At 71.4% G+C, this 20,250-nt stretch carries 22 protein-coding genes; 11 read left to right on the top strand and 11 right to left on the bottom strand.

The window, feature by feature from the left end; all coding sequences use genetic code 11:
• The first annotated feature begins 221 nt into the window (after window positions 1-221).
• Window positions 222-1,535: a MurT ligase domain-containing protein gene (locus ACIBVQ_RS23110; RefSeq protein WP_362781162.1), complete on the top strand. Its 1,314-nt coding sequence runs from the start codon at window positions 222-224 to the stop codon at window positions 1,533-1,535.
• Window positions 1,525-2,241, top strand: coding sequence for a glutamine amidotransferase (locus ACIBVQ_RS23105; RefSeq protein ID WP_352014629.1), 717 nt, complete (start codon window positions 1,525-1,527; stop codon window positions 2,239-2,241). Before ACIBVQ_RS23110 ends, ACIBVQ_RS23105 begins: the two co-directional genes overlap by 11 nt.
• 55 nt (window positions 2,242-2,296) lie before the next feature.
• Here the strand turns inward: ACIBVQ_RS23105 and ACIBVQ_RS23100 are convergent, their stop codons facing one another.
• Window positions 2,297-2,659 carry a DsrE family protein gene (locus tag ACIBVQ_RS23100; RefSeq protein ID WP_352014630.1) on the bottom strand — a complete coding sequence of 121 codons (363 nt, stop codon included), beginning with the start codon at window positions 2,657-2,659 and terminating at the stop codon, window positions 2,297-2,299.
• Window positions 2,660-2,726: 67 nt separating this feature from the next.
• On the opposite strand from ACIBVQ_RS23100, the gene ACIBVQ_RS23095 reads away from it, so the two are divergent.
• Entirely contained in the window at window positions 2,727-3,212 is a 486-nt protein-coding gene (locus ACIBVQ_RS23095) for an FABP family protein (RefSeq protein WP_352014631.1), read from the top strand.
• 164 nt (window positions 3,213-3,376) lie between these two features.
• On the opposite strand, the gene ACIBVQ_RS23090 is transcribed toward ACIBVQ_RS23095, so the two are convergent.
• Complete coding sequence (locus ACIBVQ_RS23090) at window positions 3,377-4,315, bottom strand: hypothetical protein (RefSeq protein ID WP_399179805.1); 939 nt, start codon at window positions 4,313-4,315, stop codon at window positions 3,377-3,379.
• A gap of 50 nt (window positions 4,316-4,365) precedes the next feature.
• On the bottom strand, window positions 4,366-4,596 hold the full coding sequence (locus ACIBVQ_RS23085; protein WP_352014633.1) for a hypothetical protein: 231 nt from the start codon (window positions 4,594-4,596) through the stop codon (window positions 4,366-4,368).
• Window positions 4,597-4,764: 168 nt separating this feature from the next.
• On the opposite strand from ACIBVQ_RS23085, the gene ACIBVQ_RS23080 reads away from it, so the two are divergent.
• From ACIBVQ_RS23080 to ACIBVQ_RS23055, 6 genes are all read left to right on the top strand, one after another.
• Window positions 4,765-5,919 (top strand): sensor histidine kinase, encoded by a 1,155-nt coding sequence (locus ACIBVQ_RS23080; protein ID WP_399179803.1) that lies wholly within the window; start codon window positions 4,765-4,767, stop codon window positions 5,917-5,919.
• A gap of 159 nt (window positions 5,920-6,078) precedes the next feature.
• Window positions 6,079-6,384, top strand: a complete 306-nt coding sequence (locus ACIBVQ_RS23075; protein WP_352014635.1) for a DUF2470 domain-containing protein — start codon at window positions 6,079-6,081, stop codon at window positions 6,382-6,384.
• A gap of 743 nt (window positions 6,385-7,127) precedes the next feature.
• Entirely contained in the window at window positions 7,128-7,715 is a 588-nt protein-coding gene (locus ACIBVQ_RS23070; protein ID WP_399179800.1) for a hypothetical protein, read from the top strand.
• A 221-nt stretch (window positions 7,716-7,936) separates the two neighbouring features.
• The gene (locus ACIBVQ_RS23065) at window positions 7,937-9,169 is read left to right on the top strand and encodes an acyltransferase family protein (protein WP_399179798.1); all 1,233 of its coding nucleotides are present in this window, start codon (window positions 7,937-7,939) and stop codon (window positions 9,167-9,169) included.
• Window positions 9,170-9,466: 297 nt separating this feature from the next.
• Window positions 9,467-9,880, top strand: coding sequence for a Fur family transcriptional regulator (locus ACIBVQ_RS23060; protein WP_352014639.1), 414 nt, complete (start codon window positions 9,467-9,469; stop codon window positions 9,878-9,880).
• Window positions 9,881-9,900: 20 nt separating this feature from the next.
• Window positions 9,901-10,887, top strand: coding sequence for a YgfZ/GcvT domain-containing protein (locus ACIBVQ_RS23055; protein ID WP_399179796.1), 987 nt, complete (start codon window positions 9,901-9,903; stop codon window positions 10,885-10,887).
• Between the two features lie 54 nt (window positions 10,888-10,941).
• On the opposite strand, the gene ACIBVQ_RS23050 is transcribed toward ACIBVQ_RS23055, so the two are convergent.
• Window positions 10,942-11,787 (bottom strand): hypothetical protein, encoded by an 846-nt coding sequence (locus ACIBVQ_RS23050; protein WP_399179794.1) that lies wholly within the window; start codon window positions 11,785-11,787, stop codon window positions 10,942-10,944.
• 118 nt (window positions 11,788-11,905) lie between these two features.
• Window positions 11,906-12,331 carry a D-aminoacyl-tRNA deacylase gene (dtd, locus tag ACIBVQ_RS23045; RefSeq protein ID WP_399179792.1) on the bottom strand — a complete coding sequence of 142 codons (426 nt, stop codon included), beginning with the start codon at window positions 12,329-12,331 and terminating at the stop codon, window positions 11,906-11,908.
• Between the two features lie 81 nt (window positions 12,332-12,412).
• On the opposite strand from dtd, the gene ACIBVQ_RS23040 reads away from it, so the two are divergent.
• Window positions 12,413-13,357 carry an asparaginase gene (locus ACIBVQ_RS23040; RefSeq protein WP_399179790.1) on the top strand — a complete coding sequence of 315 codons (945 nt, stop codon included), beginning with the start codon at window positions 12,413-12,415 and terminating at the stop codon, window positions 13,355-13,357.
• A gap of 108 nt (window positions 13,358-13,465) precedes the next feature.
• On the opposite strand, the gene ACIBVQ_RS23035 is transcribed toward ACIBVQ_RS23040, so the two are convergent.
• The 4 genes from ACIBVQ_RS23035 to ACIBVQ_RS23020 all read right to left on the bottom strand — a co-directional run bounded on the left by ACIBVQ_RS23035 (window position 13,466) and on the right by ACIBVQ_RS23020 (window position 17,422).
• Window positions 13,466-13,885, bottom strand: coding sequence for a hypothetical protein (locus ACIBVQ_RS23035; RefSeq protein ID WP_352014644.1), 420 nt, complete (start codon window positions 13,883-13,885; stop codon window positions 13,466-13,468).
• A gap of 130 nt (window positions 13,886-14,015) precedes the next feature.
• Window positions 14,016-15,380, bottom strand: coding sequence for a serine hydrolase domain-containing protein (locus ACIBVQ_RS23030; RefSeq protein WP_399179788.1), 1,365 nt, complete (start codon window positions 15,378-15,380; stop codon window positions 14,016-14,018).
• 28 nt (window positions 15,381-15,408) lie between these two features.
• Entirely contained in the window at window positions 15,409-16,281 is an 873-nt protein-coding gene (locus tag ACIBVQ_RS23025) for a putative protein N(5)-glutamine methyltransferase (RefSeq protein ID WP_399179786.1), read from the bottom strand.
• Between the two features lie 235 nt (window positions 16,282-16,516).
• Window positions 16,517-17,422 (bottom strand): CPBP family intramembrane glutamic endopeptidase, encoded by a 906-nt coding sequence (locus ACIBVQ_RS23020; protein WP_386188372.1) that lies wholly within the window; start codon window positions 17,420-17,422, stop codon window positions 16,517-16,519.
• A gap of 45 nt (window positions 17,423-17,467) precedes the next feature.
• Here ACIBVQ_RS23020 and ACIBVQ_RS23015 point away from each other — a divergent pair, with 45 nt between their 5' ends.
• A complete protein-coding gene (locus ACIBVQ_RS23015; protein ID WP_390048173.1) occupies window positions 17,468-18,079 on the top strand; it encodes a TetR/AcrR family transcriptional regulator in 612 nt (203 codons plus the stop codon).
• Window positions 18,080-18,306: 227 nt separating this feature from the next.
• On the opposite strand, the gene ACIBVQ_RS23010 is transcribed toward ACIBVQ_RS23015, so the two are convergent.
• Both ACIBVQ_RS23010 and ACIBVQ_RS23005 read right to left on the bottom strand, forming a co-directional pair.
• The gene (locus ACIBVQ_RS23010) at window positions 18,307-18,990 is read right to left on the bottom strand and encodes a response regulator transcription factor (protein ID WP_352014649.1); all 684 of its coding nucleotides are present in this window, start codon (window positions 18,988-18,990) and stop codon (window positions 18,307-18,309) included.
• Window positions 18,987-20,171 carry a sensor histidine kinase gene (locus tag ACIBVQ_RS23005; protein WP_399179783.1) on the bottom strand — a complete coding sequence of 395 codons (1,185 nt, stop codon included), beginning with the start codon at window positions 20,169-20,171 and terminating at the stop codon, window positions 18,987-18,989. Before ACIBVQ_RS23005 ends, ACIBVQ_RS23010 begins: the two co-directional genes overlap by 4 nt.
• Between the last annotated feature and the right edge of the window lie 79 nt (window positions 20,172-20,250).

The raw sequence follows: 20,250 nt of genomic DNA, 5'->3' as shown, positions 1-20,250 counted from the left end.
ACGGGGAACGCGTTCCCCGAGAGGTTTCCAGGGGTGCCTCCAGGGTGGTTTCCCCAGGTCAATCCGTAATATCGGACAGGTGGCGACCACCTGCTTCGAATAGGGATACGACGGTGCCGCCACCCAACCACGGCTAGGATCGGCGGCATGAACGATTCGGCTATCCCGGGCTTTCCGGCTGCCGGATCGTCCTGCGACGGGTCGCTACGCGAGGAGACGGCATGACTCAGCTTCCGCTGCGGGCGCAGCTCGCGAGCGCTCTCGGCCGGACGGCCGCGACCCTGTCCAGGGCGACGGGCAGAGGCGACGGATCAGTGATCGGCGGCCGGATCGGCCTGGCGCTGGAACCCGACCTGCTGCGCAAGCTCGCGCAGGACCGCAAGCTCGCGCTGGTCAGCGCGACCAACGGCAAGACGACGACCACCCGGCTGATCACCTCGGCGCTGCAGGAGCTCGGCGAGGTCGCGACCAACGCCTTCGGCGCCAACATGCCCGCCGGGCACGTCTCGGCGCTGTCCTCGGCCAAGCACGCCCCTTACGGCGTCCTGGAGGTCGACGAGAAGTACCTCCCCGAGGTGATCGACACCACCGGTGCCGGGGTGGTCGTCCTGATGAACCTCAGCCGCGACCAGATGGACCGGGCGGGTGAGATCTGGCTGCTCGCCCAGAAGTGGCGGCGGGCGCTGGCGAACAGGCCGGTCCACGTGATCGCCAACGCCGACGACCCCCTGGTGACCTGGGGCGCCTCGACCGTTCCCGGCGTGACCTGGGTCTCCGCGGGGCAGCCGTGGAAGGAAGACTCCTGGTGCTGCCCCGAGTGCGGCGGCCCGCTCGACCGCAAGGGCATGGACTACGTCCCGCCGGGCAGCGCGGCCCCCGGCCCCGTCCCGGCCGCCGCCCACGGCGGGATCGTCTCCCGCGCCGCCGAGAACGACTGGGCCTGCCGCGAGTGCGCCTTCCGGCGCCCCCAGCCGAGCTGGTTCCTCGACGACGACGCGGTGATCGACCCGCGCGGGCAGCGCTGGGTGCTGGACATCCAGCTTCCCGGCCGGGCGAACCGGGCCAACGCCGTGATCGCCCTGGCCACCGCGGAGGCCTTCGGCCTTCCGATCCAGCGGGCGCTGCCCCGGCTGCGCGAGGTCACCTCCGTCGCGGGCCGCTACACGGTCGTCCAGCGCGACGGCAGGCACGCCCGGCTGCTGCTGGCCAAGAACCCGGCGGGCTGGCTTGAGGCGTTCGACGTCCTGGACCGCTCCCTGCCGGTGATCCTCTCGGTGAACGCCCAGGGCCCCGACGGCCGCGACACCTCCTGGCTGTGGGACGTGGACTACCGCGTGCTGCGCGGCGGCCCTGTCTACGTCACCGGGGAACGCAGACTCGACCTGGCCCTCAGGCTGGACATCGCGGGCGTGCCGTTCCAGCTGACGAACTCCTTCGAGGAGGCGCTGGCCCTCCAGCCGCCCGGCAAGGTAGACGTGATCGCCAACTACACCGCCTTCCAGCAGATCCGATCGGAGTTCGGTCGTGCCGTCTGACAGCATCCTGCGAATCGTCTGGATCTACCCGGACCTGCTGAGCACCTACGGTGACCAGGGCAACGTGCTGGTCCTCGAACAGCGCGCCCAGCGCCGTGGCATCCCGGTCGAGACCTACCACGTGCGCTCGGCCGACCCGGTGCCCGAGGGCGGCGACATCTACCTCATCGGCGGCGGCGAGGACCGCCCGCAGATCCTGGCCGCCGAACGGCTGCGCAGGGACGGCGGGCTGCACCGCGCCATCGCCCGCGGAGCCTGCCTGCTGGCCGTCTGCGCTGGCTACCAGATCATGGGTACCACGTTCGGCGGCGAGGAAGGACAGCCGGTCGACGGCCTCGGCCTGATCGACATCTCCAGCGGACGCGGCACCGCCCGCGCCGTCGGCGAACTGGCGGGCGAGGCCGACTCCGTGCTCGGCATCCCGACGCTGACCGGTTTCGAGAACCACATGGGCGTCACCCGCCTCGGCCCCGGCGTACGGCCACTGGCCCGCACGACCGTCGGCACGGGAAACGGCGACGGAACCGAGGGCTGTCACGTCGGCAAGGTCGTGGGAACCTACCTGCACGGCCCCGCGCTGGCCCGCAACCCCGGCCTGGCCGACCTGCTGCTGACCTGGGCCGTCGGATTCCAGCTCCCGCCGCTCGACGACACCTGGTTCGACCAGCTCCGCAGGGAGCGGCTGACGGCCGTACTGCCCGGCTGAACGGCACGTGACGTACGGCCCCGTCCTCGCGGCGGGGCCGTACGCGTGAGGACCGTCAGTAGACGAGGGCCTGGACCCCCTCGCCGAGCACCTCCTCGACGAAGGTCGAGGCGCCCGCGATGCGCACGCCCTCGATCACGTCGTCGACCGTGATGTTCCGCCTGGCCGCGCACTGCGTGCACAGCGTCATCCGGCCGCTCGCCAGGACCACGTCGACCAGGTCGCCGAGCTGGGCGGCGTGCGGAAGGGCGAACTCCTTGGCGCGTCCGGGGAGGGCGAACCACGAGGCCTCCCCCGTCAGCCAGAGCGAGACCGGGACCCCGCTCGCCAGTGCCGCCGCCGCGACTGTGAACGCCTGGTTGCATCGCTCGGGCGCGTCCGCGCCGGCGGTCACCTTGATCACCAGTGATCGTGCCATACCCCGAAGCCTATGAGGCCGGTGTCGCGGGCGCGAGCCGTACCGGGGCGGCTCTAGGCTCGGATGCATGGACGTTCCCGAACTGCACTCCGCCCTTGAGCCGATCGCCTTTCTCCTGGGCCGGTGGGAAGGTGCCGGGGTTGGTGGATATCCGACGATCGAGAGCTTCAACTTCGGCCAGGAGATCGTCTTCGGTCACAACGGTAAGCCGTTCCTGACCTATGAGAGCCGGACGTGGCTGCTGGACAAGGAAGGCAACAAGGTACGGCCGCTGGGCACGGAGACCGGCTTCTGGCGTGCCCTGCCCGAGCGCAGACTTGAGGTGTGCCTGTCGCACCCGACCGGCATCGTGGAGATCTACGTCGGCGAGGTCGTCTTCCACAAGATCGAGTTGCAGACCGACGTGGTCGCCCGCACCGCGACCGCCAAGGAGTACACCGCGGGCCACCGCCTTTACGGCCTGGTCAACGGCAACCTGATGTGGGCCTACGACATGGCCGCCATGGGCGAACCCCTCCAGTCCCACCTGTCGGCGGAGCTGAAGAAGGTGTAGCTGTGGTGCTTTGCGGCGCCTTCGGCGTCGCGGGGCTGTGTCTCTTTGCTCCGCCTGCGGCGTCGCGGGCTTGGGCGCCCTGGGTCGGTGCTTTCCCTCGTCTCTCCGTCGCTGCGCTCCTGCGTTCCTCAGTCCAAGCACCGACGCGCCCAAGCCGAAACTCCTCACTCCTGAAGCCGGGTTCCGGTGAATAGGAGGAGGACTAGGGCGCTTAGGGCCAGGAGGGACTGGCCGGTCAGGTTCAGGGGGGTCGTGTCGCCTTCCAGGGACAGCAGGACGAAGCCGCCCCAGACGTAGGTCAGCAGCGCGCCACCGGCCAGGTGGAGCCGGTGTGCCGGGCCCCATCCCGTACGGCGTGACCAGCGGGAGACCGTGACGGCGGAGACGGCCGGCAGACCGGACGCCAGAGCGACCCCCGGCCAGTCCTCCGTCCCGACGAAGAACAGGCCGGAGGCGGCGAAGGCCGCGAGACCGACCAGCCACGGGCGGGGAGCGGCGCCGGGAACCGGGGGACGCGGACGGCGGCCGAGGGCGAAGGCCGTACCGGCCAGGAGGACGACCACGACGGCGGCGCCGATCCGCCGTGGGGCGGGGGCGACGAACCCGCCCTCGGCGAGCATGCTCTGGAAGACGACGAGCGAGCCGAGGACGAACAGGACACCGGTGACGGCCAGGCCGGGCAGGCCGAGCCAGGGGACGGTGCTCCGGCGGGGTGTCAGGGATTCGGCGAGAGCGATCGGCACACCGATGCTCCAGATCACGTGACCGCCGACGAAGCTCAGCGCGTAGTGGGCGCTGACGCCCAGCCACGGGATCGGCGTGACGCTCTGGAAGTCGTGTCCCTCGAACGACGGGTTGAACAGCGACTGGTCGATCAGGCACGCCTCAAGCACGCCGTACGCCGCCGCCAGGAGGATCATCGTGGGCCAGCCACGTCCGGTACGGCGGGCGGCCTCCCTGATCAGGAGGGCGCCGCCGCCGTACATCGGGGCGAGCACGAGCAGGCCGCCGATGTCGGCCACCGGGACGTTGCCGAGCAGGTATTCGGCGACCAGCGGTGCCAGGAGGAACAGTCCGGCGGCGGGTGCCAGCCGCCGTGTCACGCCCTCTCGTGTCCGAGGTGCGCCTTGCCGTGTCACGTGGGAATCCCGCGTCACGTCTGGGCCCCGCTTCGCGTGGCGGCGAGCATCAGGCCGCCCAGGGCGGCCAGGGCGAGGTTCGCGAACAGTTCGTAGCCGGTCAGGAAGTCCAGACGTCCGACGATCACCCGGTCGAAGAAGTTGAGGAAGAAGTTCATGAAGGGCTGGACGGCCACCCGGTCGATGGCCCCGCTGACCCCTTCCAGGAGGAAGAACAGCCCCAGGATTCTGGTGAGTTCGCGCATGTCTGAACGCTAGGAATCCCGGGCCACCTCGCGGATCGGTCGTCGGGATGCTCCACGCCGACGGACGTCTCCCCGGCCGGGCCCGGCGCGCGACGAAGGTGTTCGTCCCGCCGACTTTGGTATCGCGGGGGGCCGGGGCGGGGACGGGCGACCCTAGGCTCGTTGGGGATGGACGAATCGACGACCGCGCCGAGGCGTGGACCGCACGACTGGCTGGTCGACGCCTGCCTGTTCCTGGTGGCGGTGCTCTCCGGGCTGATCCTGGCCGGGCTGCGCCTCGACACCTCCCCGAGACCGCCCAGGTGGCTGTTCGATCTCGACCAGGTGACCGCCGTGGTCGGCTGCGCCGCGCTGTGGCTGCGCCGTGGCCGGCCGACGGAGCTGGCCGTCGTGCTGATCGTGCTCTCGACGTTCTCCGAGCTGATCACGGGGGCGGTGCTGATCGCGCTGTTCACGGTCGCGGTGCACCGCCCGCCGAGGACCACGATGATCGTCTCCGTGGCGGGCCTGGTCGCGGGCGTCGTCTACGTGCTGCTGCGGCCCGAGCCGGACATGCCCCGGCTGGCGCTGTGGGTCATGGGAGGCGCGATCCAGGGGGCCGTGGTCGGCTGGGGCCTGTACGTCCACCACCGGCGCAAACTCGCCGCCGCGATGCGGGAACGGGCGGCCCGGATGGAGACCGAGGCGCGTCTGCGGGCGGAACAGGCCGGTCAGGAGGCCCGTACGGCGATCGCCAGGGAGATCCACGACGTTCTCGGGCACCGTCTCTCACTGCTGAGCGTGCACGCCGGGGCCCTCGAATACCATCCCGACGCCCCGAGCGAGGAGATCGCCCACGCGGCCAGGGTGATCAGGGAGAGCGCCCACCAGGCGTTGCAGGACCTGCGTGAGGTCATCGGGGTGCTGCGCGCTCCGGTCGGGGAACTGCCCCAGCCGACCTACGCCGACCTCAGGCAGCTGGTCGCCGAGTCCGACCGGGCCGGGATGCGGGTGACCATGGTCGAGGAGCACACCGGGACCGTGCCCGACCGGCTCGGCCGTACCACCTATCGGATCGTGCAGGAGGCGCTGACCAACGTGCGCAGGCACGCGCGGGGGGCGCCGGTGCGGGTGTCGATCGCGGGGGCGCCGGGGGCGGAGCTGGTCGTCGAGATCGTCAACGACGCCGGACCGGCCGGGGCCGCCGGATTTTCTGGAGCCCGGCCGGGACGGGGGCTGATCGGCCTGGCGGAGCGGGTCGCGCTGGTCGAGGGACGCCTGGAGTACGGTCCCACGACGTCGGGAGGCTGGCGTCTGGGGGCCCGGCTTCCCTGGCCGGAGTGAAGCGGTGCCGACGTCCGGGTGGGGCGAGCCGGGGCGTCCGGGTGGGGCGAGCCGGGGGCGGCCGACGTGGCGGGAGTCTGTCGCGCGGCCCTGCGGGAGGGCGAGTTGGGGTGCTGTGGTGCGGTCCTGCGGGAGGGTCGGGGGAATACCATCACGGGCATGAGCACTCCTTTCACCCCTGATGTGGTCGAGGCGATCAAGCGCCACATGAACGACGACCACGCCGACGACTCGCTGCTGATCTGCCGGGCCCTGGGCGGCCGGCCCGAGGCGACCAGCGCGGTCACGTCGGGGGTGGACGCCGAGGCGATCGAGTTCCTCGCGACGGTCGAGGGGCGGGAGGTCACGGTCAGGGTGCCGTGGAGCACGACGCTGACCGAGCGCGCCCAGGTCCGCACGGAGGTCGTCAGGCTGTACCGGGAGGCGTGCGCCGCCCTCGGAGTCCCGGCCCGCGGCGAGCACTGAGACGCGGGGAGTCGGAGCCGCTCCTCGGACGGGCCCTGGGAAGCGCGGGGACGCTCTTCGGGAGCGTCCCGGGGCTCCTTGGGAGACGCGGGGAGACCGGGAAGGCTCGAAGGCATTGAGAGGCGCCGGGCTTCGGAAGCGGGGGCCGAAGGAACCGGGCCGGAAAAGGGAAGAACCCCGGGTCTGTTCCTCCCGTGGGTGGGAGGGCCAAGGGGACCAAAGGCGGGAGAGCACTCCCACCACCCTGGCGGACCCGGGGTTCCGGTGATTGCCGTGAATTCGCCGAACGTCACCAGACGTCCGGACGGAGTCCGGAAGCTGGGGCGTCCTAGCGGACAGCCACCTCGCTAGCCCTATGATCAACCATTGTTCGGACCACCTCCTTTCAGCGTGCTTGTACGTTATGAAATCTCCGCAGCCAGGGCAAACGATTATTTTCGCCCGGTTGCCCCCGCCCCCTCGGACACGCCCTGACCTCGGAGGAAGGGCCTCGAAGGCGGCGTGCCGCGAACGGTCTCCGTACCGGGTGGGGTGGGCCCGGTAGGGCGGAGGCGCCGGGGAGGGCTTCGGTGTCCGGGGGCTGCCCACGGGCGGGCACGCCCTCCCGCGCCCTGACCGCAAATAGATCTCTTTTTCGTCACATGGCCTGATTTATCCCGCTTGGAACGGTCCTTCCTGGCACTCTGGTCGCGCCGCCTCACGATCTTCGTGTCCATCCCCCTCTTTCTATGGAGTCTCCACTCATGCGATCGAAGACGCCTGCCGCGCTCTTGGGCGCCGTTGTCCTTCTGGTGGGTCTGTCGAGCGTCACCACCGCCTCGGCGGCCACCTCGGCCGCCGCTCCGACGACCTTCTGTGTCAACAAGACCACGAAGGTCGTCCGTGCGCTCACGAGGTGCAACCCGAAGACCGAGCGGGTGCTGACCCTCCAGGAGGCCCAGCAGGGCATCGCCTCCCAGGGACCGGCCGGCCCGCGTGGCCCGCAGGGCCCCCAGGGTGAGCGGGGAGTCGCCGGCCAGCGGGGTCCCCAGGGCGAGCGAGGCGCCGCAGGTCAGCAGGGGCCGCGAGGCGAGACGGGCAAGACCGGACCCCAGGGTCCCGAGGGCTCGACCGGGCCTCAGGGCCCCGAGGGTCCGGCCGGGCCGCAGGGCCCCGCCGGTCAGGGCGGCGGCCTGCCCGAGGTCTACGCCTACAAGGTCGGTCCCGTCTGGACGACCTGCACGCTGCTGGACGGCTACACGATCGCCGCCTACGACTGCAAGGTCACCAGGGCGCCGGGAAGGACCCCGAGGACCGCCGCGTCGCCGAGCTCGTCTCCCTCGGCCTCCTGATCGTCCGGCGGTAGGGGCGACCACCACCGGACATGTTCGAAGGGCCGCCGTCCGTGGGGCGGCGGCCCCTCGTGTTCACGGGACCTCGGAGCCCGTGGGCCCGGACCCGGGGGCCGGGGTCCTGCCAGGTCTCTCCCGTGCCGTGAGGCCGGTCCTCTCCGGGGCGGTGGCGGTTGCCCGTCCAACCGGATATCCGTCGGCCGATCGTTAGCATGAACCAGGTGATTACCGATCAAGCAGGACGGCGGGGCCGGCTGGCCTGGCTTGACGCCATACGAGGATTCGCGGCGCTGGCGGTGGTCTTCGAACACGTGCTGTCGCCGCTGCTGCCCGAGATCCGCTTTCCTTTCAAGGAGACCTTCGAGCCCGGGTGGTACGGGGTCATGGTGTTCTTCCTGGTGAGCGGCTACATCGTGCCGGCTTCGCTGGAGCGGCGGGGTGACCTGCGGGCCTTCTGGATCTCCCGGGTCTTCCGGCTCTACCCGATGCTGGGCGTCTGCGCGGTGGGGGTGGCGCTGCTGATCGCCGCGGGATGGGACGGCCTGCACCCCTGGTGGGGGAGCCGTCCCCTGTCGCTGACGCTGGGCCATCTGACGATGCTGCAGGACCTGCTGTACATGCCGAACACGGTCAACGTGATGTGGACGCTCTCCTACGAGATGGCCTTCTACCTGCTGCTGAGCTCGATGTTCACCCTCGGGGTGAACCGGGCGAGCCGTACGGCGGCGCTCGGGTTCGCCGTGGCGGCCGTGCTGGGGGCGGGCGTGCTGCCGACCAAGCTGCTCTCGTACGGCGACGGGACGCGGATGCTGACGGTCACACTGACGGTGGTCGCGCTGGTGGTGGTCGGAACGGCCATGACGCTCATGGGGCCCCTCGCGGTGCGGCGGGCGGGCGCCGTCGCGGCCGGGGGCACCGTGCTGGTGCTGCTGGCGGTCAACCAGGAGTATCCCGGCACCTGGCAGGGGCTGCTGATCCTGGCCACGATGTTCTCCGGCACCGTGCTGTACCGGGCGGAACAGGGCGAGATCACCTGGGCGCGGGCCGGGTGGGTGCTCCTGGTTCCGGCGGCCGGGATCTGGCTGACGAGGGACACGCCCGGCCTGTGGCTGGCGCTGGTCGCGGCCTGGCTGACCTTCGCCGTGGGGATGGCGCTGCGCGACCGTGAGCTGCCCCGGGTGCTGCCCTGGCTCGGGCTGGTCAGCTACTCGGTCTATCTGCTCCATCCGCTGCTGTTGAAGGTGGTTCAGATGACCTGGCCGGAGCCACTGGCCGTACCGCTCGGGGCTCGGTTGGTCGCGCTGGTCGGCCTGGTCGGGGCGCTGCTCGGGATCAGTGCGCTGACCTGGCGTTTCGTCGAGGCGCCCGCGCAGCGGCTGGGCAGGCGCCTGGTGAGGGGCTCCTCAGCGGCCGTCCCTCCGCGTCCAGCAGAGGACGCGCTCCGTCAGGGCTGAGGGATCCGCACCGCCGTCGAAGGCCGTCGGGACGAGCGCGCGGGCCTGGGCCGCGTCCTCCGTCGCCTCGTCGATCCGGTTCCGGGGCCGGTTCCTGGCCGTCGGACGGTCGAGCCGTACGGTGTCGGGGCAGTCGAGCAGCGCCCAGTGGGCCGGGGTGCTCCAGCGGGTGCCGGGGACCAGGTCCTCGGGGGAGGGGACCGGGGCAGCCTAACCTGCGGGAAACCGTGCGTAGTGGGCGATTTGTTGGTGTTTGTGGCGACCCCAGTAGGGCTGGTCTGCTCGTAGACTCTGTGCATGGCCGAGACGTCATGGCATGAGCAACTGCGGGCGCACGGTTACCGGATCACCCCGCAGCGCCAGCTGGTGCTTGAGGCGGTCAAGGCCCTTGAGCACGCCACCCCGGAGGAGATCTGCGGCAAGGTGCGGGAGACCGCCCGCGGGGTCAACATCTCAACCGTCTACCGCACGCTCGAACTCCTCGAAGAGCTCGGCATGGTCACCCACAACCATCTCGGGCACGGCGCGCCGACCTACCACCTGGCCGAGGACGCCGACCACGTCCACCTGGTCTGCCACGACTGCGGGGAGCTCAACGAGATCCGCCCCGAGCTGGTCGACGACTTCGTGACCAAGCTGGACGAGGAGTTCGGCTTCGCCGTCAACGTGCACCATCTCACGGTCTTCGGCCGCTGCAGGAAGTGCCGCTGAGGCCTCGTAGGCTTGGAGCCATGCGAAGCCCTCTGCTGGACACCCCGGGCGCGGTCGCGGCCGAGGCCCCCGACGCCGGCGTTGCCGGACACTACGGCGACCCGTTCGCCGAGCAGCGCGCCCTCCTCGCCGGAGAGGCGATGGTCGACCGGAGCAACCGTGAGGTCGTCCGGATCTCCGGCCCCGACAGGCTGAGCTGGCTCAACAGCCTGAGCTCGCAGAAACTCGACGACCTCAAACCCGGTCAACCGACCCAGACGCTGTTCCTGGACGCCCAGGGCAGGGTCGAGCACCACCTCACGCTCGTCGACGACGGCGAGGCCGTGTGGGGGCACGTCGAGCCGGGCACCGGGGCCGACCTCGTCGCCTTCCTCGACAAGATGCGCTTCATGCTCAGGGTCGAGGTGGCCGACGTCACGGCCGAATACGCCGTGGTCTCCGTCGCCGACGCCAGCCGCGTCACCCCGCCGGAGGGGACGATCGTCATCGGCGACGACCTGCTCCTGCCGCGTGACCTGCTGACCGAGCGTCTCGGCGGCATGCGCCCGGCCGGGCTGTGGGCCTACGAGGCGCTGCGCATCGAGGAGCACAGCCCCCGGCTCGGCTTCGAGACCGACCACAAGACCATCCCCCACGAGGTCGGCTGGATCGGTACGGCCCTGCACCTGAGCAAGGGCTGCTACAAGGGTCAGGAGACCGTCGCCCGGGTCCACAACCTCGGGCACCCGCCCCGCCGTCTGGTCTTCCTGCACCTCGACGGCAGCGCCGACATCCTGCCCGGGCACGGCACCCCCGTTCTCAACGGGGGCGAGGAGGTCGGCTTCGTGGGCAGTTCGGCCCGTCACCACGAGCTCGGCCCGATCGCGCTGGCCGTGGTCAAGCGGACCGTCCCGGTCGAGGTCCCCCTTGAGGCGGGCGGGGTCGCGGCCTCCCAGGAGGTCGTCGTGCCGCCAGACGCGGGCCGCAACGTCCAGATCGACCCGGCGCTGCGCCGCCGCATCCGCTGAGCGGACCCGCGCGCCGTGCCCTCGACGGGGTACGGCGCGCGGGCCCGGCGGGAATCAGCCCTTGGTCCAGATGGCGGTGTAGGCGCCGCCCTCGGTGTCGAGCAGAGTGGGCAGGAAGCCCTTGCCCTTCAGCTCGTCGAAGCGCTTCTGGTAACCGCCGGGGGTCATGCCGGTGTACTCGTACCAGGCGGAGCCGGAGTCCTTGACCCAGACGCTCGTGTAGGACTCGTCGGGGCCGACGGTGACCAGCGAGGGCCGTTCGCCCTTCTTGGTCCTGGCGAGGAACTCCGCGTGGTGCTCGTCGAAGGACTTGCCGACGGTGACGGACCAGGACTGCGAGCCCTGCGTCCAGACGGCGGCGTAGCGCGGGTCGTCGGCGGTGCCGTAGGCGTTGGCCGCGGTGAGCACGTAGCCCCGCTTGGCGGCGTCGGCGTTGGCGGCCGTGAACTGGCCGGTGGTGAGGTTGTGCTTGGCGAAGAACTTGCCCGGGACCTTCTCGAAGATCGCGGCGAAGACGGCGTCGTTCCCCGAGCCGGTGGCGCTCACCGAGGTCGGGCGGTACCCCTGGGAGAGGTAGCTGTCGAACCTCTTCTGGTAACCGCTCGCCGACATGCCCTGGATCATCGCCCAGGCCGGGCCGGACCGCTTGACCCAGACGGCGCCGTAACGCGGTGCGGACGCGTCGTCGACCGTGAAGGTGATCGGCCGGTAGCCCTGGCCGCGCAGCGTGTTGAAGCGTTCGGTCTGCTGCTGGCCGGTGACGCCGTGGTAGGCGCTGAACGCGGGCGTGGCCTGGGCGCCGGTCTGGGTGCTGACCTGGGCGCCGGCCGCCGATCCGGCGGTGGTGACCAGGGCGGCGGTGGCGACGGACGCGACGGCGATGGACGCGAAGATGCGCATGACCCTCCCCAAGGGTGCGACTTTTCGGGTGTTTCATCACGGATGAACGGATTCATCGCGGACAAGCGGTTACCCTAGCGGATCATCGCGGTCGGTGATCGTGGTATCGGTCCGGGAATCAGACCTCCAAGATCAGGGTGATCGGGCCGTCGTTGGTCAGGGAGACCTTCATGTCCGCGCCGAAGACGCCCGTCTCGACGTGCGCGCCCAACGCGCGGAGCTCGGCGCAGACGGCCTCGACCAGGGGTTCCGCCACCGGTCCCGGGGCCGCCGCGTGCCAGGTCGGACGGCGGCCCCTGCGGGCGTCGCCGTACAGGGTGAACTGGCTGATCACCAGCAGCGGGGCACCGACGTCGGAACAGGACTTCTCGCCCGACAGGACGCGCAGGCCCCAGAGCTTGGCGGCGAGTTTGGCCGCCTGCTGCCGGGTGTCGTCGTGGGTCACCCCGACCAGCACCAGCAGTCCGGGCTCGTCGATCGCGCCGACCGTCTCGCCGTCAACCGTCACCGACGCGGAACTCACCCGCTGCACCACCGCACGCATGCGTCCATCATCCCGGTTGTTGCGACCGCGCCGGAAACCGGTGTTTCCGCCCTCCGTAGAATCCACGCGAAGGGAGCTGAGGTGTCTGCTGAGTCGCTGGTCGTGGAGGTCGTCCGTTCCGGGTTCGTGGAGTCCACCCACCGGGCCCGCATGCTGGCCGTCGACGCGGCCGGTTCGCCGGTGCGGGTGCACGGGGCCGTCGACGTCCTGGTTTCCCCGCGTTCCTCGCTGAAGCCGCTGCAGGGGCTCGGCATGGTGCGCGCCGGGCTCGGGCTCGACGGCGAACTGCTCGCCCTGGCGTGCGCCAGCCACACGGGGGAGCCCTTCCACGTCGAGGGGGCCCGCCGCGTCCTGGCCGGGGCGGGGCTCGACGAGAGCGCGCTGCGCTGCCCGGCGGACCTGCCGGAGGACGCCGCCTCCCGCGAGCGGGTGCTGCGTTCAGGAGGCGCTCCCTCACCGCTCTACATGAACTGCTCGGGCAAGCACTCGGCGATGCTCGCCACCTGCGCGGCCAACGACTGGCAGCTGGAGACCTACCTGAGCCCGGCGCACCCGCTGCAGAAGGCGCTGCGTGACACGGTCGAGGAACTCACCGGGGAGCGGGTCGCGGCCACCGGGGTCGACGGCTGCGGCGCGCCGCTGTTCTTCGTGTCGATGGTCGGTGTGACCAGGGCCTTCCGCTCCCTCGTACTGGCCGAGGAGGGCACGCCCGAGCGCCGGATCGCCGACGCCTTCCGCGCGCACCCCGAGTGGACCTCGGGCACGACCAAGCCAGAGGCCCGGCTGATGCGGGCGCTTCCCGGGCTGATGCTCAAGTCGGGCGCCGAGGCGTTCGACGCCTTCGCCTTCGCGGACGGCAGGGCAGGGGCCGTCAAGATCGAGGACGGCGGCTACCGGGCCAGGATGCCCGTCACCGTCGAGGCCCTTCGGGCGCTGGGTTTCGAGGCCGAGGTGCTTGAGGAACTGGCCGTCGGCGTGCTGCTCGGCGGTGGCCGCCCGGTCGGCGAGGTACGGCTGCGCCGCTGAGACCCGCGCGGACCGAGGGCCGCGCACGTGGAGCGGGGCGCGCGGGAGTGGGGGACGGGGCCTGACGGGAGCTGGAGGACGGGGCTGAGGGCCGGCGAAGCCGTACGGTCAGGGACGGCAGAGCTCCTCGGCGACCAGGCTCGTCCCGATGCCCAGCAGCCAGACGTCCTTGGCGACGCCGATGCCCTCCTGGGAGGGGCGCAGGCTGCCCTCCTGGCGCAGGCTTGGGGTGCGCAGGTAGAGGCCGACCAGCCCGCCGGCGAAGGCGGTCAGCGCCGCGCCCGCGACCAGTGAGGGCACCACCGGGACCAGCAGGGCCGCGCCCACGGCGATCTCGGTCTTCGACAGCAGCCAGACGAACGTCCTGGGGCTCATCTTCTTCAGGAACGGGTAGGCGTTGGCGGCCATCCCGTGGACGGCGGCGGCGCTGCCCTCGTCCCCGGCGGCCATGGACAGCCCGGCGTTCAGGACGTAGGCGCCGGTGGCGAGCCGTACGGGGAGCTGGTGCGGGCGAGCCAAGATCCTCATAAGTGCTCACAAGGGTTGAATGGTCCGGGAATCATGCTCCTTCCCGTTGTTTGTCCGCTTCACCCGGGAGGTGGTTCTTTCTTGACGGTCCTTGACCCGGGCCGGGGCCAGGTCCGGGAACCGGCCGGGCTCAGGCCTCGGTGGCCTCGCACCAGTGGCTGAGGCAGTTGCCGAGCCAGCCGTCGCCCTCGCCGTTCTTCATCGCCCGCGCCGCGCCGACGAGATGGCCGTGGCGCGCGTTGAGTTCGAGGACAAGCCGGGGGCTGTTCACCCGCGCGTCCTCGGTCGGCAGCTGCAGCGGCGCGCTGACCCGCAGGTCCCAGTCGTCGGAGGCCGCGACCACGTCCGCCGGGACCATCGGCCCGCCGTCGAGCCCGACCTCGGCGCCGGAGTCGGGCAGCACCCGCAGCAGCAGCGGCACGGACCCCTCCTCGGTGCGCACGTGCCCCTCCCAGAGTCCCTGCGGGACCGCGACCGCCCGTTCGGGCAGGAAGCTCGGTGGCAGGGACGCGGACGGGTGGTCCGGCACCAGTTCCGCCATGACGCGGTTGACGACCGAGGTGCGGACCTCGCCCCCGGTCTGGTTGGCGAGCACGCAGATCGAGAGTTCGAGCTCGGGCACGACCGCGAGCATCGCCGAGACACCGCCCATGCCGCCGCTGTGCGCGACCACCTGGTGCGGCCCGCCGCGTGAGACGAACCAGCCAAGGCCGTAACCCTGCTCCGCGGTGATCGGCAGCGCGGTGCGGGTGGCCGCGGCCGTCTCCGGCTTCAGCACCCCGGGGCCGCCCGCCTGCAGCAGTCCGAACATCGCCAGGTCGGAGGCGCTCGCCCAGCCGAGGGAGGCGCCGTGGTGGGTGGTGTCGTAGTCGGGGTACGGCCTGCCGTCGGCCGAGTAACGCAGCGCCCGAGGCCGTTCGCCCTCGTAGGAGAGGCCGATCTGGCAGGCGTTCAGCCCGAGCGGCGCGAAGACCTGCTCGGCGGTGAAGTCGGCGGCGCTACGGCCGGTCGCCTTCTCCAGGACCGCGTCGAGGACGCCGTATCCGAGGTTGGAGTATTCGAACCGGGACCCGGGCTCGCGGTACAGCGTCGAGTAGTGCTCGACGCCGTGCCGGATCGCGGGCAGCCCGGCGTAGGCGAAGTCGTAGTGCCCGCCGAACCCGGCCCGGTGCTGGAGGACCTGGCGCAGGGTCGGCTCGCTGTAGTCGCGGTATCTGGGCAGGCGGAAGCCGGAGAGATACTTCTCGACCGGGTCGTCGAGGTTCAGCAGCCCCCGGTCGGCGGCGACGCAGACCGCGGTCGCCGTGATCGGCTTGGTCACCGAGGCGATCGAGTAGACGGTATCCGGGGTGGCCGCCACCCCGCGCGCCACATCCGCCAGGCCGTACGCCTCGGCGAAGACCACGCGGTCGCGATGGGCGACCGCGACGGAGACCGAGGCGCAGCCATGGGTGGTGAGCGCCTGCGCGCAGTGCTGGGAGAGTCCCTCAAGCATGATCGAACATCCCTTCCGCCGTGCCGACTCAGACTTTAGGCCCCGCGACCGGTGCGCCGGGCATCGTACCGATGACGACGTTCGCCCCCAGTTCCTCGCAGTCGGCCACTCTCGCCGCCAATCCCGCCCGTTCCATGGTCTCGACGGTCCCGGGAGCCTGCCGCAGGCTCGTCTCCACCAGGAGGTGGCCGCCGGGCGCCAGCCACCGGGGCGCCGTCCGCGCCACCCGCCGCACCACGTCGAGGCCGTCCACGCCGCCGTCGAGCGCCACCATCGGCTCGTGGACACGGGCCTCGGCGGGCAACAGCCTGATCGCCTCGGTCGGCACGTACGGCGGGCTGGCCACCAGCAGGCCGACCCTGCCCCGGAGCCCGGCCGGCAACGGGTCGTACAGGTCGCCCTCGTGGACCCGCCCGCCGACGGCGGCGAGGTTGCGGCGGGCGCACCGCACCGCGGCGGGATCGATGTCCACCGCGTGCAGTTCCACGGCCACGCCGAGGGCCGTACCCGGCGCAGTACCCGACACGGTGGTCGGCGCAGTGGTCGGCGCAGTGCCCAGCGCGGTGGCCAGTGCGGCGCCCAGCGCGCCCGAGCCGCAGCACAGGTCGACCACGACGGCCGGTCCGCCCCGGGCCAGGCCGATCGCCTGCCGGACAAGGAACTCGGTACGGCGCCGCGGGACGAAGACCCCGGGATCGACGTCTATCCGCAGGCCGCAGAACTCGGCCCAGCCGAGGACGTGTTCGAGGGGCAGCCCGTGGGCGCGTCGTTCGACCATGAGGGCCAGTTCCTCAGGGGCGCGCGCGGCCGAGACGAGGAGTTCGGCCTCGTCCTCGGCGAAGACACAGCCCGCCGCCCGCAGGGTGGCGGCGACGGTGGAAAGGGAGGCAGCAGGAGACACTAGGAGCCTTTCGGGATGCCGACGGGCGCTCCCTGGGCCACCTGCGTCAGATGGACCGAGCGGTCGCGAGGGAGAGCGCCCGACCTGGTGTGGGAATCGGACTCACCTCCTCGACGCGTTCACCACTGGGGCGGGTAACACTACCCGATCCCCTCGGACAGCGGGCCGTACCCGTGCTCGGCGGAGGCGTCGAACCGCGGTTGGGGTTCGGTCTCGGGCCAGGACGCGGCAGGCGCTACAGCATGTCCAGCAGGACGGGGGCGGCGTTGATCGCGCCGTGAACAGTGAGGATGGGCCACATCAGCCGGTACCGGCTCCACAGGTAGCCGAGGAACAGGCCCAGTACCCCCTGGTGAACGAAGACCGAGGTGAGGTCGGTGAGAAGGTGGCCGGTACCGTGGATGCCGATGTGCCAGGCAGCGAAGGACAGGCTCGTCAACACGATGGCGGGCCAGCGGCCGATGACGTGCTCCCATCGGGTCTGGAGCCAACGCCGGTAGAAGACCTCTTCGAGCAGGGCGTTGACGGCGAAGCCCACGATCATGGTGATCAACAGTGCGGCGGGGCCGGAGTCCGCCGCCCAGGCGTTGTCGCCGGGCGGCCGGGCGAACGGTCCGGCGTGGTGGAGGACGAGCCAGGCCGCCACCGGCACCACCGGCCCGTAGCGGCGCCAGGCCTCGATCCGCCCGCGCACCGGTTCTCGACGGGTGGCGCCGTGGCGTGTTAACCGGAATACCAGCACCGGTACGGCCAGCAGCAGAACGAGCTTCAAGATGGTGTGTGCCGGCTCGGCGTCGTAACCGTTGTCCGTCACGATTCGCAGCGCCGCCGCGAACAGTACGGCCGACGCCAGGAGGGCGCCCGCCTGCCGGTGAAGCTCTCGCGGTGCCGGTGCTCCGTCCACCGGGGCCGCCCGGGATGGCAAAGGCGTCAACCGGGTGAGTGCCAGTCCGACGAGGGCGGGGATCCATACGTGCCACATGGGCCTGGTGCCGGCGTGGTCGGCCGTGTAGCGGATCTCGCCGACGGTGGTCAGCGCCAGCCACAACGCTGATCCGAGGATCACGGCCAGTCCGGCGATCAGCACGCCCAGGCTCGGCGTGCGGTGGTACGGCATTCGCTGCGGCACCTTATTCAGCACACTTGTACTTTATAGTAAACCGTACAACCGTGCGATTATGGGAACATGCCGAAGATCGTCGACCACGAGCAGCGGCGCGACGAGCTCGTCCGCGCCGTATGGGAGGTCATCAGCAGGGAAGGCATCGAGGGCGCCACGGTCCGCAAGGTCGCCGAGGCGGCGGGCGTCTCGGTCGGCGGGCTGCGCCACTATTTCGACAACCAGCGTGGCCTGCTCGTCTTCGCCGCGTACGCGATCGGCAGAAGCGTCACCGCACGTGTCGCCGGACACCTGCACGCGGACCTGCCAGGGCTGGAGCGCGCTCAGCTCATGCTCGAAGAACTTCTTCCGCTGGATGACAACCGCCGCGTCGAAGCCGACGTGTGGCTGGCGTGCCTGGTGCGCTCACGCGTCGAGGAGTCTCTGGCGGAGTCGCGTGGCACCGCCTGGGCGGGCGAACGTCACATCTGCCGTCTTGCGGTCGCCTCCTGCCACGACACACCGTTGCCCGATATCGGGCAGGAGCTCGCCGACGCCGTCCTGGAACGGCAGGCCGTGCGGCTTCACACGTTCATGGACGGTCTGACGTTGCAGACGGTGACCTGCCCGCACAACTTCACCCCGCGAGGCATCCGGGCGATCGTCCGTGAAGAGCTACGTCTGCTGACCGAGGTGTGACGACCTCCGGCCGGGAGGTCCGGGGCCGGTGACCTCCACGGCCTGCCGGCCCCGGACCCCCCGGCCGAACGACCGGCGGTCGCGCACGACGACCTTTTTGCACCGCGGACCACGACGCTCCTGACAGCCCCCTCCTTGCCGTCCCCCGAACTCCTGCACGGATGATCAAAGGGGACATGCTCTCCACCCGCACTGCAACCTCACGTCCTCCCAGGTCCCAGGCCTGGTCACTCGCCGAGCAGGCCCGCCTCGCGGGCGGCGATCGCCGCCTGTACCCGGTTCTCCAGGCCGAGCCGGGTGAGGATGCGGTTGACGCGGCTCTTCACCCCCGTCTCGGAGAGCCCGAGGTCACGGGCGATCCTGGCGTTCGACAGGCCCCTGGCGACCAGCACGAGCACTTCGAGCTCACGCCGGGTCAGCTCACCGAGCGCCCCGGCGCGGAGGGAGGGGGACGGTTCGACCAGCGCGGGCGGCAGCGCGGTGAAGGCGCCGATGAGACGGCTGGTCACGCTCGGCGCGAGCATGGCCTCTCCCGAGGAGACCACCCGGATGGCGTCGGCGAGCTGGTCGGGGGAGACGTTCTTCAGGATGAACCCGGCGGCCCCGGCCCGCAGGCAGGCGTGCACGTACTCGTCGAGGTCGAAGGTGGTCAGCACCAGCACCCGGGGGTGCGGCTGTTCGTGCGGCCACCGCCCGACGATGTGCCGGGTCGCCTCGACGCCGGTCATGCCGGGCATGCGCACGTCCATCAGCACCACGTCCGGGCGCAGGTCGAGGGCGAGGGCGACGGCCTCCTCGCCGTCCGCGGCCTCCCCGACGACAAGCAGGTCGGCGCGCCGGTCGAGCATGATCCGCAGCGCGGCGCGCACCAGCTCCTGGTCGTCGGCGATCAGCACGCGGACGGGGTTCACCCGGCCTCCCCGTAGCGGAAGACGGCCTCGACCAGCCAGCCGCCGTCCTGGTCGCGGGGACCGGCCCGCAGGCTGCCGCCGAACAGCGCGGCCCGCTCACGCATGCCGACCAGCCCGAGCCCGGAACCGGCGAGGGGCCGGTGGCCCGGCGCGGCGGGGCCGTTCTCCACCGTGACGACGAGCTGATCGGCGGCCCGCCGTACGGCGATCCTGACGTCGGTCGCGCCCGCGTGCCGCAGGACGTTGGTGAGCGCCTCCTGGACGACCCGGTAGGCGGAGACCTGCACCGCCGCCGGGACCTCGGGGCCCGGTCCCGTGCTGACCTCGACCCGGCACCCGGCGGCGCGGGCGGTCGTGGCGAGCCGGTCGAGATGGCGCAGCGACGGCTCCGGGTCGCCGGGACCGGCTGGGGCGTCGTCGGCGAGCAGCCCGAGCAGCCGGCGCATCTCGACCAGGGCGGCGTCGGCGGCCGTGCCGATCCCGGTCACCCCCCGCCGGGCCAGATGGGGGTCCTCCGCCATCACCTCCGCGGTCGCCCGCGCCTGCATGGCGATCGCGCTGACGTGGTGGGCGACCAGGTCGTGCAGGTCACGGGCGATCCTGGCCCGCTCGGCCGTGACCGCCCGCCGGGCGCTGACCTCCTGCTCGGCGCGCAGCCGGGCGGTCAGGTCACGCAGCCGGGCGGCGTCGGCGTGGATGTGCCGCTGGGAGACGCCCAGCAGCCACGGCGCCAGCGACAGACCGGCGATCATGATCATCTCGAAGAGGGTGGGCCGGAACTCGGCGGGGAACGGCAGGCCGAGTGGCGAACGCAGCAGGTCGGGGGCCACCACCGTCACCCCGGCCACGACGACGGCCACGACGCTCGCCGGTGGCCGGGCGTAGCGGGCCACGGCGTAGGCGGCGAACATGACGTACAGGCCGTCCCTGAGCGCGACCATGGGGTCGACCAGCTCGTAGACCACGTAGGTGACGCTCACCGCCACCATGACCGGCCACGGGTGCGTCCTGCGCCAGGCCAGCGGTACGGCCTGCGTGAGCAGCAGGGCCGTCACCAGGACGGCGGTCGCCGGGTCGTCGGGAACACCCTCGCTCAGCCTGAGCATCAGCGCCGCGACCGTCAGCGCCAGGGCGAACAGGACGTCGGCGATCCGGGGCCTGGCGGCGAGCCACCGTCTCATCCCGTCGATGTGATCCCGCACCGTCGCACCGCCCCCGTCTCCTCCGCCCAAGGGTAGGCGCGGCCGTGACCTGCACGGA

This window comes from Streptosporangium sp. NPDC049376 (genome assembly GCF_044466505.1).
Classification (GTDB): domain Bacteria; phylum Actinomycetota; class Actinomycetes; order Streptosporangiales; family Streptosporangiaceae; genus Streptosporangium.
Note: the sequence above shows the minus strand (reverse complement) of the source record. Positions and strands in the feature narration are given on the sequence as shown.

Excerpts from the sequence above, each read along its gene's own strand:
- ACIBVQ_RS23070 (WP_399179800.1), top strand. The coding sequence starts at position 7,128 with ATGCGATCGAAGACGCCTGCCGCGCTCTTGGGCGCCGTTGTCCTTCTG.
- ACIBVQ_RS23050 (WP_399179794.1), bottom strand. The coding sequence starts at position 11,787 with ATGCGCATCTTCGCGTCCATCGCCGTCGCGTCCGTCGCCACCGCCGCC.
- ACIBVQ_RS23080 (WP_399179803.1), top strand. The coding sequence starts at position 4,765 with ATGGACGAATCGACGACCGCGCCGAGGCGTGGACCGCACGACTGGCTG.
- ACIBVQ_RS23110 (WP_362781162.1), top strand. The coding sequence starts at position 222 with ATGACTCAGCTTCCGCTGCGGGCGCAGCTCGCGAGCGCTCTCGGCCGG.
- ACIBVQ_RS23035 (WP_352014644.1), bottom strand. The coding sequence starts at position 13,885 with ATGAGGATCTTGGCTCGCCCGCACCAGCTCCCCGTACGGCTCGCCACC.
- ACIBVQ_RS23015 (WP_390048173.1), top strand. The coding sequence starts at position 17,468 with ATGCCGAAGATCGTCGACCACGAGCAGCGGCGCGACGAGCTCGTCCGC.
- ACIBVQ_RS23005 (WP_399179783.1), bottom strand. The coding sequence starts at position 20,171 with ATGAGACGGTGGCTCGCCGCCAGGCCCCGGATCGCCGACGTCCTGTTC.
- ACIBVQ_RS23030 (WP_399179788.1), bottom strand. The coding sequence starts at position 15,380 with ATGCTTGAGGGACTCTCCCAGCACTGCGCGCAGGCGCTCACCACCCAT.
- ACIBVQ_RS23060 (WP_352014639.1), top strand. The coding sequence starts at position 9,467 with ATGGCCGAGACGTCATGGCATGAGCAACTGCGGGCGCACGGTTACCGG.
- ACIBVQ_RS23075 (WP_352014635.1), top strand. The coding sequence starts at position 6,079 with ATGAGCACTCCTTTCACCCCTGATGTGGTCGAGGCGATCAAGCGCCAC.
- ACIBVQ_RS23095 (WP_352014631.1), top strand. The coding sequence starts at position 2,727 with ATGGACGTTCCCGAACTGCACTCCGCCCTTGAGCCGATCGCCTTTCTC.
- ACIBVQ_RS23085 (WP_352014633.1), bottom strand. The coding sequence starts at position 4,596 with ATGCGCGAACTCACCAGAATCCTGGGGCTGTTCTTCCTCCTGGAAGGG.
- ACIBVQ_RS23100 (WP_352014630.1), bottom strand. The coding sequence starts at position 2,659 with ATGGCACGATCACTGGTGATCAAGGTGACCGCCGGCGCGGACGCGCCC.
- dtd (WP_399179792.1), bottom strand. The coding sequence starts at position 12,331 with ATGCGTGCGGTGGTGCAGCGGGTGAGTTCCGCGTCGGTGACGGTTGAC.
- ACIBVQ_RS23055 (WP_399179796.1), top strand. The coding sequence starts at position 9,901 with ATGCGAAGCCCTCTGCTGGACACCCCGGGCGCGGTCGCGGCCGAGGCC.